The sequence below is a fragment of the Acidiphilium acidophilum genome (genome assembly GCF_033842475.1).
Lineage (GTDB): Bacteria > Pseudomonadota > Alphaproteobacteria > Acetobacterales > Acetobacteraceae > Acidiphilium > Acidiphilium acidophilum.
The window spans coordinates 47412-60455 of the sequence record NZ_JAWXYB010000006.1 but is presented as its reverse complement, the minus strand read 5'-3'; the positions used below and the strand labels follow the sequence as shown (position 1 = coordinate 60455).

Here is a 13044-nt window from a genome sequence, read left to right as displayed (position 1 = left end):
CGACACGGTTGAGATGGATGACGCCAAGGAGGGGGGTGAATAGTCCTCGTTCTGTGGGAGCCCGGTGCCCTGTCGGTGTTTGCTTCTCGTGACGGCGGGATGTTCTTCGCGCCGGTCGGTCTGGCTCCGATACGGACGGTGATACGGGCGGTGGCCTTCGGGTTGCCGTTGTAAGGCCCTCACTGGCTGATTGGTTATCCCCAGGTCGGTGCCGCCGTTGCGCGAGGGATCGTTACCCGAAGGGCCGAGACCCTGTAGGGGGCTTGGTGGAGCGTAGCGGAGTAGAGCCCGGTCAGGCGGCTTCTTTGCCGCCTGACGCGCCCCTATCTTCCCCGTATCTCTGCTCATTTTAGGTCTCGTGCAGCCAGTCTTCCAATTTCGGAAGCAATGACAGTCCTAATTGCAGGGGATTGGTGGCTCCTGCGAGATCGAGCGCGCCAAGGATGGTCGTTTCGAGGTTCATATCGTCCATCGGGTCCATCGCCTTACCGCCTTCCCGATAGAACGCGCATAAACGCTCAGCTTCGTCGCTGGTCGGCATAATGCCCCGTGTGATCATTCCGGGCCGCCAGCCAGCCACCGTCATCATGATCCAGAGATCCGCCAAACTCACGTCGGCGATTGTTCTTCCTGCCATCGATCGCAGAAAACTTGTCTCGGCGTCGGTTAATGGCGAGGGGGCATCGAAGATGTGGGCGCCGGCCATAATTGTTTCGGCCCAGCCTGACTCAACCAGGGGAGCGTCATCTGACGGCATACCCTCGAAGGGCAGATAAGCACCAAGCGTGGTAAGGTCAGTGCCGTATTTGGCAGCCCATAGCGAGGGCGCTTTCAGAATAACCCATTCGTCGATAGAGCCATACGTGTCCAAGGGGTTTTCATCGGCCACGACTTTGACGAATTGTGTCGGACTCATGGGATCGTCTGGCACGTGCAGCCAGCAAAATGCGATGAAATGGTCACGTGGGTTGTATTCACGGGGGATTGCAGTCGGCATAGCGAATCCTTTTATGGTTTCGGCAAGCGAGGTAGCTGTTCCGTTGTCATCGTTCTTTGTCCCGGATTATCCACCATTGAGAGGACGATTGAGGGGCGAACCAGGAACGGCACGCGAAAGCCAAGGCGACTGGCTTCAAAAACACACCAGGGTTTAACGCCGCTCAATGTTGAGATTGAGAGGCGGTGACCGTGGGGTTTTGTTTTGGTTCGGCGGAAGCTCGTTCGGCAGTGTCGGCGGTTTCGTGGCCGAAAATTGGTTGGGGGGGCGAACTCAGCAATGACGCCTCGGATGGATAGGATGAATCATGACGGGAATGGATTGTCCCAACGGTGTTCCCTATCAAGGCGCCTACGAAAGAAGCGAAAATGATAACGGCAATAATTCCGGTGATGGGAAGTAGGTCGCGGGTTTTTTTGGAAATGACGGAAACGCGCTTATTTTTGAGTGAATCCGGGAATGGAAATTCCTGTTCGGACAAGCCGTAATAGAATCGCACGCCTTTCCATAAAATCTGTTTCAGGTGCGGGCTCATGCAAGAAAAACGTAGATAATCGGCTGTGTCGAGCAGGTCATTTATTTTATCACGTTGATCAGGTGGCAGCACCGAGGGACGCGTTTTGGACCAGTTAAAGAAATCATATTCTAAAAAAGAGGCAGTGGCCTGATCGATTCGGACTTGTACTGTCATTTGAGGGAGTTTTTCGAGATAGTTTTCTATATCGTCGGGAACGGCATCGCCGGGTAGTTCAATCTCGTATTCTTCGTTCATTTGTCAGTCTCCAAGAATGGAATCAAGGTTAGCGGGAGCGTCAGCGCACCGGTGCCCTGCTGGTGTGGAATCGTCGGTCCGAGGCATGAGCGGTGCGGTTTGGGCGAGGGGAACGAGTTCGGCCCCGGCGCAGACGGGGCCGAACTCTTTTGCGGCTTCGAGTGCATCGCGGGTAGCGATGCCCCAAATCGCGTCAGCGATCTCATTGAATGGCAGGCGAGCGGCGCGTTTCCGGCGCGCGGCAAGCGTATCGTAGGGGGAGTAATCCTCGCGGCGGTGGGCGTAGATGAAGCGTTCGCGGGCGGCGCGGTTCTGATCGATCGAGACGGTTTCTCCCGGAGGGGCGGTCAACATCCAGTCGGCCGGGTCGAGCAGCGGCCCAGTTGGGCGGTAGAGAATGTGAAACCGCCCTTCCTGCCGGAATTTCAGGCCGAGCCGGGGCATGGTGTCGGTGTGGCCGGCGAGGGCATCGCGCCAGGCGATGGCGTAGTGGCTGGCGACAGCAATGGTGGCCGCTTCGATCAGGCCGAGTGTTTCATCTTGGCGAAGGCGTGCATCGACGGCGAAGCGCCGTCCGATGCTGGCGAGGGACGTTGGTGCGACGGCGGCCTGGGGAAATAGGCAGCAATAAAGCGGCATTTCCGGTTCCTTTCCTAAAAGGGCATATAGACAATGCGGCAAACCGGCAAAAAAGTCAATCAATCATCGTCTAAAGACGATTTGACGATTGCGGGAAAAAGGGCGTATTTCCGGGATAATCTATGATGGTGAGGGCGTGCCGTCGTGTCGAACATATGGTGACTGTTGCTCAATTTCGGTATTACGAACAGCGGCAAGATGAAATGAATGCAATCATATTGAGTCCAATACAGGCAAGGTATCTTGTGTCATACAGGAGCCCAGCCTGTCGGGGAATCACGGTCGCATGGGGCGGCATCTGTGGTTGACCGAGGGGCATTGGACTCTATGGAGGATGCGTTGCCGAATCGGCCCCCGAGCCGGGGAGAACCCGCTTTAACTGAACGAATGTTGATCGCCGATGTGGTCAATCGACGAATGCAGGAATTGCATTTAACGAATCCCGAGTTGGGCCGTCTGACGGGTTTGAACGCCGCTCTTATCTCCAATTTGCGGAATGCGCGGAACAATGCGACGCTTGACACACTCGCTAGAGTAGCACATGCCTTGGAAATCAGGGTCGCCGATCTATTTTTGCGTCGAACTGATTGACCCCCTAGACCATTAGCTATAGACTACGATCCGGAGGTATCCGGATCATGTCGGCGTCGCGCGAGGTAACACAGCGGGTTCATGATAAGCTCCGGCGAGAGCTTGGCCCGCAGGTTTGCGACCTGCTTTCACAGGATGATGTCATCGAGATCATCCTGAACGCCGACGGGCGGCTTTGGGCCGAACGTCTCGGCCAACCGATGGTCGAGGTCGGCACCATGCTACCGGGCCAGGCGGAGAGCCTGATGGCGACGGTGGCCTCAACAATTCCGACGACTCTGACGCGCGACAGCCCGATCCTTGAATGTGAGCTGCCGCTTGATGGATCACGATTTAGTGCGGTGATTCCGCCTGTGGTGGAAGCGCCGTGTTTTTCTATTCGTGTTCCGGCGAAGCGAATTTTCCCGCTGGAAACCTATCGCGACAATGGGATCATATCGGTCCGGCAGATGGATATTCTGACAGCCGCGATCGCTGATCGAAAAAACATTCTTGTCAGCGGTGGCACCGGGTCGGGCAAGACGACATTCGCCAACGCGACCATCGATTATATCGCACGGGTGACGCCGGAGCATCGGCTGGCGATTCTTGAGGACACGCGGGAGTTGCAATGCGCCTCTCAAAACGTGATCGCCATGAGGACCAGCGAGGCGGCACCGATGGACCGGCTTTTACGCCACGCGCTGCGCCAGCGTCCTGACCGGATCATCGTCGGCGAGGTCCGTGACCGGGCCGCCCTGACCCTGCTCAAGTCCTGGACGACGGGCCACCCCGGCGGGGTGGCGACGGTGCATAGCAATGTCGATGATCCACGGGCGGCGCTCCGTCGCCTGGAATTTCTGGTGGCCGAGGCGTTCACCGGATCGGCGTTCGAGCTGATCGGTGAGGCCATCGATGTCATCGTCACCATTGCCAAGACCAAAGATGGGGCGCGGCGGGTGCAGGGCATAGCAACGGTCGCCGGCTGGAATGGCAATTCTTATGACCTGGAATGGGATCAAGCCGCATGAGCGACGGGCTCGTGCGCATGGACCGCTGGCGGCGAGCTGGCAGGTGGAGCGGCGGCCGCGTGAGCGGCGCCGGTCATGTGGAGAGCGCAAGCGGTGGTCGCTCGTGCGGAACAATGGAGATGAGGATGAGACTTTTTGATCGCGTGCGCCGCTTGTCGGCGCGGGCCGGGCTGTCGGCTGCGGTAATGGCGGCGATGTCGCGTGCCGCATTGGCGGCGAGCGCGGGCGGTGGGGGCAGCAACCTGCCCTTCATGAGCCCGTTGCAGTCGATCGAGAACACGATCACCGGCCCGTTCGCCTATGCAATCACGATGATCGGGCTGGTCATGGCGGGTGCTGGCCTCGTGTTCTTCGGTGAGATGAGCGAGTTCATGCGTCGGCTGCTTTACGTCGTGATGGCGGGCTCGCTATTGCTCGGCGCATCGCAGATCGTCGCCTTGTTTTCCGGCGCGGTGATCTGATGGCGCTCCGTCGCCTGCCGATCCATCGCGCGCTCTGGCGGCCGCATTTGATCGCGGGCGGCGAACGCGATCTGATGCTGGGTCTCATCGTTTTTTCGGTTGGCCTGCCGGTCACGACGCAGACAATTTTCTCCGTCGTGGTCGGCGTGTCGCTCGGCGTGTTCGGCACGGCGATGTTGCGCTGGCTGGCTAAGATCGATCCTCAATTTCTCAAGGTCTATCGGCGGGCGCGGGCCTATCGCGCCTATTATTCGCCCCGGTCACGTCCGGCGCGCGTCGATGATCGTATCCGGAAGCAACTCTGATGCTGAGTCTCAAGCCCTACCGTGACACTGCGGCCGGCCTGCCCGACATCCTGAATTGGGGATTTGTGGTCGATGACGGCATTGTCGTGAATAAGGATGGTTCGCTGCTGATGGGCTATGAATATAGCCCGCCTGATATGTTCGCGGCATCGCCCGAGGAATATAATGACCTGACCGCAAGGGTGAACCGTGCTCTCTCGCGGTTCGGCGCGGGCTGGGCGGTGTGGATCGATGCGATCCGTGAGCCGGTCGAATCCTACCCCCCGCGTGATGCCAGTCATTTCCCGGACAAGATATCGCGGATGATCGATCGAGAGCGGGAACGCCAGTTCCGCTCGCAAGGCACGTTCTACGATACGCGCCACACGATCGTTTTTCAGTGGAAACCGGCATCGAAGATCGGGCGGCGTTTGCAAAAGTTCATGTATAGCAATGCGGGCGAGGATGAACGCGCGCCGGGCGACCTGGCGCTGATGCAGTTCAAGCGGGCCATGTCGCAATTCGAGGATGCGGCCGGCCAAGTGCTCGGGCTGGCCCGGTTCGGCCGATACGAGATCGATGATGGCTATGGCCGGGTGCAGCGGCGGGATAGCCTGGTCGATCATCTCTATTCGACCCTCACGGGCGAACCCGCCTCCCTGAATCTGCCCGGTTTCTATCTGGATGCGTTGATCGGCGGGCGAGATTTCTGGACGGGGGAAACCCCGAAATTGGGCGAGAATTATATCTGCTCGGTCGCCCTTGAAGGGTTTCCGGCTGAATCGCATCCCGGCATCCTCGATCTGCTGGACGGGCTGCCAATGAGCACGCGCTGGTCATCTCGGTTCATATTCCTGGATGCGCGCGAAGCGACCAGCGAGCTGGAAAAATACCGCAAGCGGTGGGCCTTCAAAATTCGTGATTTCAAGGCCCAACTTCTGAAAATCCCGAATGCGCCGGTCAATGAGGATGCCGTGCAGATGGCGGCGGAAACCTCGCGCGCGCGTGGTCATGCCGAGGGCGGCCTTGTCACCTATGGCTACTATACGCCGGTCATCGTGATGATCGGGCCGCGGTGGGATGATCTGGAAGAACAAGCCCGGCTTGTGGTGCGCGAGGTCGGCCGTCTCGGCTTTGCGGCGCGGATCGAGGCGGCGAACGCCGTCGAGGCATGGCACGGCACTTTGCCGGGCCATGCCTATCCGAATGTGCGCCGGCCATTGATTCACACGCTAAATCTGGCCGACCTGCTGCCGCTATCCAGCGTATGGGCTGGCAAGCCGTTCGCGCCGTGTCCGTTCTATCCGCCGGATAGCCCGCCGCTGCTCTATGCGGCGACGGGCGGCACGACGCCGTTCCGCCTTAACCTGCATGTCGATGATCTCGGCCATACGCTGATCTTTGGGCCAACGGGTGCGGGTAAATCGGTCCTTTTGGCGACGATTGCCGTCCAGTTCCTCCGGTATCCGGGGGCATCGGTGGTGGCGTTCGACAAGGGCCGGTCAATGTTGGCAACGGTGCTGGCCGCTGGCGGCCAGCATTTCGAGATTAACCCCAATGGGGATGATGGCGGGGCCTCGGGGATGCTTTGTCCGTTGGGGGATCTGTCGAGTGAGTCGGATGTTGCCTGGGCCAGTGAGTGGGTGGAGACCTGCTACCGGCTGCAATCCAATGCGTCCTGCACGCCAGCGCAGCGCAATGAGATTATCCGGGCGCTGAACCTTTTGCGCGACGCGGGCAGCCGCTCGATCACGGATTTTGTCACGACGGTCCAGGATGCTGATGTCCGGGATGCGTTGAAATTCTACACGCTGACACATCCAATGGGACCGCTGCTCGATGGGCAGGCGGATCAGCTCTACGGCTCGGCGCAATTCCAGGTCTTTGAAATTGGCGATCTGATGGAGATGGGCGAGCGGGCGGTGATACCGACGCTGCTTTATTTGTTTCGCCTGTTTGAGAAAGGCTTGCGCGGCCAGCCGGCACTTCTGGTGCTCGATGAGGCGTGGGTGATGCTGGGGCATCCCGTGTTCCGGGAGAAGCTGCGCGATTGGTTGAAAACGCTGCGCAAGGCGAATTGCGCTGTGGTCATTGCGACACAATCGCTTTCGGATGCGCAGCGGTCGGGCATGATGGATGTGCTGCGTGAGTCGTGCCCGCGCGTGATCCTGCTGCCGAACCCCGAGGCGGCGAAGGATGGGATCATCGAGTTCTACACCCAGCTCGGCCTCAATGAGACGGAAATCCAGCTCGTGCGCCAGGCGGAGCGGAAGCGCGAGTATTACGTCACCGGCCCGGAAGGGCGGCGCCTGATTGATCTGGCCCTGGGGCCAGTTGCTCGGGCCTTCGTGACGGTCAGCGATAAGCCGAGTGTGGAGGCGGTCAAGGCGATGGCAGCGCGCGATCGCGAGGGCTGGGCGTTGCATTGGTTACGTCAGGAGGGAGTTCGTTATGATGAATATCTTGATTAAGCGTGCCACGATGGCGGCCGGGGCGCTGGCGGTTGTGGCCGGCATGTCTGGCCCCGCCTATGCGCAGATTGCCGTATTCGACGGCGCCAGTTACGGGCAGTTGATACAGCAGGTCAGCCAGGGCGCGCAGGAAATCAGCAACCTGGAACAGCAGTTGCAAGCCCAAAAGGCGATGCTCGAAAGCCTGCCGCAATCTGCCCTTGGCAATCTCTTGCCGGTCGTGGGTGAGACTTCGGGGCTGATCAATCAGATCCAGGGCATCCAGCAAACCAGCGCCAGCCTGTTGAGCAATCTGAACCAGTCATATCCGACGAGTTTTACCGGTCAGACCCCGATGCAGATGCAGTCGGCGATTGCGGCGATGCAGGTGCAGAACCGGCAGGCGATTACCAGTGCGATGCAGATCCAGGACCAGATTGCGCAAGCGCAGCCGGAAATATCAAACTCGATCTCCACGGCTGAGAATGAGTCCGCCGGCGCACCGGGTCCGACGGCGGCAATCCAGGCCACGAACCAGCTCGTCGGTAATGTTGCGAGCCAGCTCACCGAACAGAATGCGCTTCTGTCGAGCGCGGATCGTGCGCAGGAACAGGCGGCGCTTAGTGAACAAGAGGGAGCAGCCGCAGCGCAACAAGAAGATGCGGCACCTCCAATCACGTTCAATGGGGAGAATGACTGATGAAGAAGGTGATTGTGCTCGTGCTCGCGACCATATCGTTAGCTGGTTGCCATAAAACGCACTCTGTGGCGTGGTATAGACAACATCCGCACCATTTATCAGAAACATTAAGGCGTTGTGGACCGTCTAATAATAGCGGGGTCTGCAAGACAGCGACCAAAGCACAAGAAAAGAATATGTTGGCAGCGCCGCCAGTCAAGTTTAATGGAGAAAACGACTGATGAACCAGCGGCATCTGTTGTTCATTGGCGTTTTTTTTGTCGCGGTATGGATTTTATCACTGCCAGGTGCCGCCCACGCCGCCACCCCGCCGGCTGGTAGTTATGCCGCCGGCCTAGCTCCGGCGGACGTAATGAACCAAATCATCAATGTCTATAAGCAAGCAGCCGCGCCCATGGCGCAGCGCTTGGAACAACTCGCGGAGGATTTATTTTTTGTCCTAGCCGCCATTGAAGTCGCATGGTCAGCTAGTCGCCTCGTGTTAGGACCTACGGGATTCACGGATTTGATTGAGCTGCGATGATGAAGCCTGTGGCCATGGAAGCGAAGGTTGCCCACCCTGCGCGCATGGTCTTTGGTCCTGGCGGCTTGTAGTAGCAATTCCACCCGCCGAGGCGGGCGATGATCCAGGCGAGCCATGCGAGGGATCGCGGTGGATGGGGGTTTTTTTGCCGCGGTGTCTTGCCTTCGAGAGTGGGGGCAATGGCATCGGCGGCCGGGAGTAATCCGGGATCGATGACGTCGGTTGCCGGCCGGTCGCTGCCGTCGCGGGCATCGACGAGTTGTACGGTGCGGGTCGCTGCGGCGAGGCCGATCAAGGCCAGCTTGAACAGCCGTCCGGCATCTTGCATCTGGGTTTCTTCAAGCCTGAGACCGTCACTTTTCAAAGACCGGAAAACCTCTTCAATCCTCCATCTCAGCCGGTAGAGGCGTACGATTTCGGCGGCACCGTCAGCGTCGATGGTCTCGATCGTGGTGAGCAGGCGCCACAAGAGCGGGGTGCCTTCGCCATTCCAGTCGACCTCGCGCGCCTCCACCATGGTCAGGGTCAGATGCGCTGGTCCGCCCACGTCACCGCCATGGCGCGGACGGCAGATCGTCACCGTTCCAGCACGCAGCGCCACGGTCGCAACCCGTGCGGCAATGCCGGTGCGCGATGGCGCGACGCGCACCTCGCTGCGGACCAGTTCAGGCCACGCTTCGGGGGCGGCAAACAGGCGTCTACCGTCATCCAGAACACGATCCTGAGCAGCACGGACGATCATCTCGATCGACGCCGGACGCCTGGCAAAGCCCGCATAGATGTCACCCTCGCGGTCGGCCACAACCACGACCGAGGCGGCATCGGTCAGGCGGTCAGCGGCGTGTGAAGCGCCCTCCAACCATCGCACACTCTCCTTGTCCTCCAACGCCCGCTCACGCGCAGGTGTCGGATCGAACCCATCAGAACGGGTCCATATTTTCGCGTCGATCAGGCCGAGCACCGCCTCCGTCTCGCTGTCGATCGCAATCACCGGGTGCAGGAAAAACCCCGCCGATACGCCATCTCCGGCCGGACCAAGGCCCCGACGACGCTCCTCGCGGCCGGCAAAATTGATCTCTGTCGTGTCCTGCGCCGCCACAATCCGACGCCCCTTGCAGGCCACTGCCGTGCAATGCGCCAGCGTCTCAACCATCTCGCCACACGTCACCGAGGGGGCCGAAAGGAACCGATGGATCGCAATCTCCCGCGCCCGCGTGCCCCCGAGTTTGCGTATGACCAGAGAGCCAGTTTCCACTACCCGCTCAACCAGTGTGTTGCCGATCGCCGCGCGCCGCGCATCACCAAAATGTCCCAAAGCTCCGCCTCGAACCGCCATCTCGTTCCCCATCACTGCAGAGATCATCGAGAATCAGAGCCCAACTCAAACAGCAAGAAAAATGTGTGAATGCCGTAGGTGTTAGGACGGGGAGATATTGCCGATTGGGTGGTTGAGTTAATACAGCAAGGGGTGTCTGTCGGCTTCCTTTATTATTTGATGACCCATTTTGTATCGTTGGCAAATGATGTCGTGAATGGACTTCGCGATGCCGCTTCGATAGCGGCAACAGGTTCCGCTGCAAATGCCGGAAATATATTCGCATCTGGAATGCAGATCGGCACGGATGTTATTAATAGTCTAATCTATAAACTATCAGCGATCCCGACGGATCTCGCGATGATTATATGTGCGATAATCATAATATTTATGTTCGCGACCATAGCGGCAGATATTCTTTTTGTCGTGATCGAATCAAAAATCGCTGTTGTCATCGGTATGCTATTTATGGGCTTGGGGCCTTCACGCTGGACCAGCGGGTATATGATGAAAATGGTAAATTACGTTATATCTGTAGCAACGAAATTGTTCGTTATGTTGATAATTGTTGGCGTAGGACAAACTGTTATAGAGTCATTTGCAAAAAATGCGTTACACGCAACTCTTGCGTCTGATTTATCTCTTGTTGGTGCCGCAGTAGTATTTGTCGCGCTGGTTAAAAAGATACCTGACCTCATCCAAAGTGTAATCAGTGGAGCGGCTGTTTGTCGTGGCGGCGAATTAGCCGCGACATTGGCAGGTGCAGCGGCAGGTGCGGCGTCCGTAGCTATGGGCGGCGCAGGACTAGCGGGCGCGGCTGGGGAAGCTGCACAATTGGCGGCAGCCGCAAGCGGTGGAGAAGGCGCGGCCGGCGCATTGGGCGCGGCGGCAGGTGGAGGCGCCGGTGAAGGTGGCGCCGCCGGCGCAGCCGGTGGTGGCGCGGCGAGCATGGGTAAGGGCCAATTGATGGCCCGCACCGCAGGTATCCTTGGACGTGCGGCGATGGCGGATATGCAGGGCCGCCTAGAAGGCGATCCAGCATCCCGTGGCGGCACGATGGGCGGCCGGATGGCGCGTCGCATTCGTAGCGCGAACACATTGAAATCCGACGTTCCCCGCCTGACACCGGACCCATAAATGGCGTGCGCTATAGCCGATGAAATGAGAAAAATCAGCCGAAATTGTGCGAAATCATAGTGACAATCGCCGCCCGCTATCGTAAGGTATAGACCATGCGTAATCCTCTAACTCGTCGGCAACCGCCAGTTTTTCAGGAAACCTCGGCAGACTTCGACAGGCTGGCCCCATCGTCTGATGGGGCCAGCCCTTATTTGGAAGGTCGACGCGAGTGGAATGAACGCTATGGCGATTTCGTCAAACAGGCCGCGCAATGGCGCATGGTCGCCCTCGGTGCGCTGGCCGTGGCATTCGTCGCGGTCGGGTGGGCCGGGTATCGGTCCTCACAAAGTCGGTTTGTGCCGTTTGTCGTGCGAGTGAACAAGCTGGGCGATGCGGTGGCGGTTGCGCCATTGACCGAAGCACCGCCAGAAGATGGCCGCGTTATCGCAGCCCAGCTCGCGCGCTGGGTTTTCGATGTCAGATCTGTGTTCCACGATCCGCGGGCTGAAACCACGATCCTCGGTGACGCCTATACGTCGATCGCACCGGACAGCCAGGCATTCGTGTCTCTCAATCAGTGGCTTCAACAGAACAATCCCTACAAGCGCAGCCATGACGATGCGGTGTCGGTCAATGTGCATGATGTTCTGCCGATATCGCCGAATGTTTATCGCGTGACCTGGACAGAGGATGATCGCGGCCGTCACGATGGGACTGACAATACTGAGAACTGGTCGGCGATCATCACGATCAAAATCGAGCCGCCGGCCTCCGCATCGGCCATCATGAAGAATCCCATGGGCATTTACATCACGAATTTCTCGTGGTCGCGGAGCGTAAACTGATGCGTAATGTTTGGGCCATCGTGGCCGCATGTATGATGGTGCCGGCCTCGGCCTTGGCCCAACAAGCCGTGCCGGCAATCAACCCGAATGAGCTGCCGCCACCCATTCCGCTCCTGTCGAACAAGGTGGTGCCGCTCGGGGCGAAAGCGGCGGCTGGCTTGCGGATCAGTCAAGCGTGGGCCGGCTCCCATAACCTGCCGACACCTGGCAGCAATGGCGCGGTCCAGTTTCGCTATGGCGCTACGTTGCCAACGCTGGTGTGTGCGCCGCTGCGCGTTTGTGATGTTCGCCTGCAACCTGGCGAAGTCGTGAAGCAGATCAATATCGGTGATTCAGCGGAATGGCAGGCAATACCTGCCGTGAGTGGCGACGGCTCTGATGCCGTCACCCATGTTCTGATCAAGCCCGTCAACTCCGGTCTTTCGACGGACATGGTGATCTCTACCAATCGGCGAACCTACACAATCCAGCTCATTTCGGATCGGCAGCGGTGGATGCCCGTGGTGTCCTTCCAATATCCTAGCGATGTGCAGGCCGCCTGGGCCGCCTATCACGCCAAAATGGATAAGGAGCAGACAGACAATCTGCTACCGTCCGGCCAGTCTGTTGCGAAGCTCGATTTCAATTATCGGCTGAGTGGCGCCAATCCGGATTGGCGCCCGGTGCGGGTCTATACCGATGGCACCAAAACTTACATCGACTTCCCCGACAAGATGCTGGTTACGACGGCGCCGGTCTTGCTTGCTCTTGGTAGCAATGGAAAAACCGAGCTGGTCAATTACCGGGTCGATGGGTCCGTCTATATTGTCGATCGTGTGTTGACGCGGGCCGAACTGATCGCCGGCGTCGGATCGGGTCAGCGCGCGGTGCGGATCAGATATACAGGGCGGAGGTTCTGATGCGGGCGCGGCAAGCGATGTTGGTCGCGATGCTCGGCTTGAGTGGCTGCGCAACGTCTATGGGCGCGGGGTCATTTGTGTCTGTGCCGACATCGATCAAAAATCAGCAGATTGCGGCAAACCTGACCGGATTGGTGGCCCACGCGCTACCACCGGCGCACACCACCGTAATGTTGCAACCGGCCTCTGGTTCGGCCGGCAAGCGTTTCGGCACTACGCTGGATGCGGCGCTTCGTGCGCGGGGTTTTGGTGTATCCAGCCATACCGGCATCAATGTTCGCTATGCCGTGTCACCCTTCGACCAATCGGTTCTGTTGCGCGTGTGGACCAACAATGAGGTGCTGACGCGGGCCTATCAGCCGGATAAGTCTGGCAAGCTGGTGCCGGTTTCGCCAATCACAGTCGGGCGGGCCGGATGAGCGGAAATACTCGCCCCCCT

Annotated in this window: 16 protein-coding genes; 12 read left to right on the top strand and 4 right to left on the bottom strand. The window is 59.0% G+C overall.

The features are described 5' to 3' along the window. Positions 1-349 precede the first annotated feature (349 nt). From SIL87_RS01695 to SIL87_RS01685, 3 genes are all read right to left on the bottom strand, one after another. Entirely contained in the window at positions 350-997 is a 648-nt protein-coding gene (locus tag SIL87_RS01695; RefSeq protein ID WP_319612495.1) for a hypothetical protein, read from the bottom strand. Positions 998-1160: 163 nt separating this feature from the next. Beyond that, positions 1161-1769, bottom strand: coding sequence for a hypothetical protein (locus SIL87_RS01690; protein ID WP_319612494.1), 609 nt, complete (start codon positions 1767-1769; stop codon positions 1161-1163). 3 nt (positions 1770-1772) lie between these two features. Beyond that, positions 1773-2408 (bottom strand): hypothetical protein, encoded by a 636-nt coding sequence (locus tag SIL87_RS01685; RefSeq protein ID WP_319612555.1) that lies wholly within the window; start codon positions 2406-2408, stop codon positions 1773-1775. 327 nt (positions 2409-2735) lie between these two features. On the opposite strand from SIL87_RS01685, the gene SIL87_RS20115 reads away from it, so the two are divergent. The 8 genes from SIL87_RS20115 to SIL87_RS01655 all read left to right on the top strand — a co-directional run bounded on the left by SIL87_RS20115 (position 2736) and on the right by SIL87_RS01655 (position 8427). After that, complete coding sequence (locus SIL87_RS20115) at positions 2736-2999, top strand: helix-turn-helix domain-containing protein (protein ID WP_082075644.1); 264 nt, start codon at positions 2736-2738, stop codon at positions 2997-2999. Between the two features lie 47 nt (positions 3000-3046). Continuing rightward, entirely contained in the window at positions 3047-4009 is a 963-nt protein-coding gene (trbB, locus tag SIL87_RS01680) for a P-type conjugative transfer ATPase TrbB (RefSeq protein ID WP_319612554.1), read from the top strand. Positions 4010-4134: 125 nt separating this feature from the next. Beyond that, positions 4135-4470: a TrbC/VirB2 family protein gene (locus tag SIL87_RS01675; protein WP_319612553.1), complete on the top strand. Its 336-nt coding sequence runs from the start codon at positions 4135-4137 to the stop codon at positions 4468-4470. Next, on the top strand, positions 4470-4775 hold the full coding sequence (gene trbD / locus SIL87_RS01670; protein ID WP_319612552.1) for a conjugal transfer protein TrbD: 306 nt from the start codon (positions 4470-4472) through the stop codon (positions 4773-4775). Before SIL87_RS01675 ends, trbD begins: the two co-directional genes overlap by 1 nt. After that, a complete protein-coding gene (locus SIL87_RS01665; RefSeq protein ID WP_319612551.1) occupies positions 4775-7225 on the top strand; it encodes a VirB4 family type IV secretion/conjugal transfer ATPase in 2451 nt (816 codons plus the stop codon). Before trbD ends, SIL87_RS01665 begins: the two co-directional genes overlap by 1 nt. Next, positions 7206-7904 (top strand): hypothetical protein, encoded by a 699-nt coding sequence (locus tag SIL87_RS01660; RefSeq protein WP_319612550.1) that lies wholly within the window; start codon positions 7206-7208, stop codon positions 7902-7904. The genes SIL87_RS01665 and SIL87_RS01660 overlap by 20 nt, the downstream gene beginning before the upstream one ends. Beyond that, complete coding sequence (locus SIL87_RS20110; protein ID WP_405055201.1) at positions 7904-8125, top strand: EexN family lipoprotein; 222 nt, start codon at positions 7904-7906, stop codon at positions 8123-8125. Before SIL87_RS01660 ends, SIL87_RS20110 begins: the two co-directional genes overlap by 1 nt. After that, positions 8125-8427 (top strand): hypothetical protein, encoded by a 303-nt coding sequence (locus SIL87_RS01655; protein WP_319612549.1) that lies wholly within the window; start codon positions 8125-8127, stop codon positions 8425-8427. Before SIL87_RS20110 ends, SIL87_RS01655 begins: the two co-directional genes overlap by 1 nt. Here the strand turns inward: SIL87_RS01655 and SIL87_RS01650 are convergent. Further along, on the bottom strand, positions 8402-9763 hold the full coding sequence (locus tag SIL87_RS01650) for an IS4 family transposase (RefSeq protein ID WP_319612484.1): 1362 nt from the start codon (positions 9761-9763) through the stop codon (positions 8402-8404). The two genes, SIL87_RS01655 and SIL87_RS01650, sit on opposite strands and share 26 nt — an antisense overlap. A gap of 78 nt (positions 9764-9841) precedes the next feature. On the opposite strand from SIL87_RS01650, the gene SIL87_RS01645 reads away from it, so the two are divergent. The 4 genes from SIL87_RS01645 (at position 9842) to SIL87_RS01630 (ending at position 13024) form a co-directional block, all read left to right on the top strand. Further along, on the top strand, positions 9842-10879 hold the full coding sequence (locus tag SIL87_RS01645; protein ID WP_319612548.1) for a type IV secretion system protein: 1038 nt from the start codon (positions 9842-9844) through the stop codon (positions 10877-10879). Positions 10880-10974: 95 nt separating this feature from the next. After that, positions 10975-11706 carry a conjugal transfer protein TrbF gene (trbF, locus tag SIL87_RS01640; RefSeq protein ID WP_319612547.1) on the top strand — a complete coding sequence of 244 codons (732 nt, stop codon included), beginning with the start codon at positions 10975-10977 and terminating at the stop codon, positions 11704-11706. Beyond that, positions 11706-12605 carry a P-type conjugative transfer protein TrbG gene (trbG, locus tag SIL87_RS01635; protein ID WP_319612546.1) on the top strand — a complete coding sequence of 300 codons (900 nt, stop codon included), beginning with the start codon at positions 11706-11708 and terminating at the stop codon, positions 12603-12605. Before trbF ends, trbG begins: the two co-directional genes overlap by 1 nt. After that, positions 12605-13024 carry a hypothetical protein gene (locus SIL87_RS01630; protein WP_319612545.1) on the top strand — a complete coding sequence of 140 codons (420 nt, stop codon included), beginning with the start codon at positions 12605-12607 and terminating at the stop codon, positions 13022-13024. Before trbG ends, SIL87_RS01630 begins: the two co-directional genes overlap by 1 nt. The last annotated feature ends 20 nt before the right edge of the window (positions 13025-13044 follow it).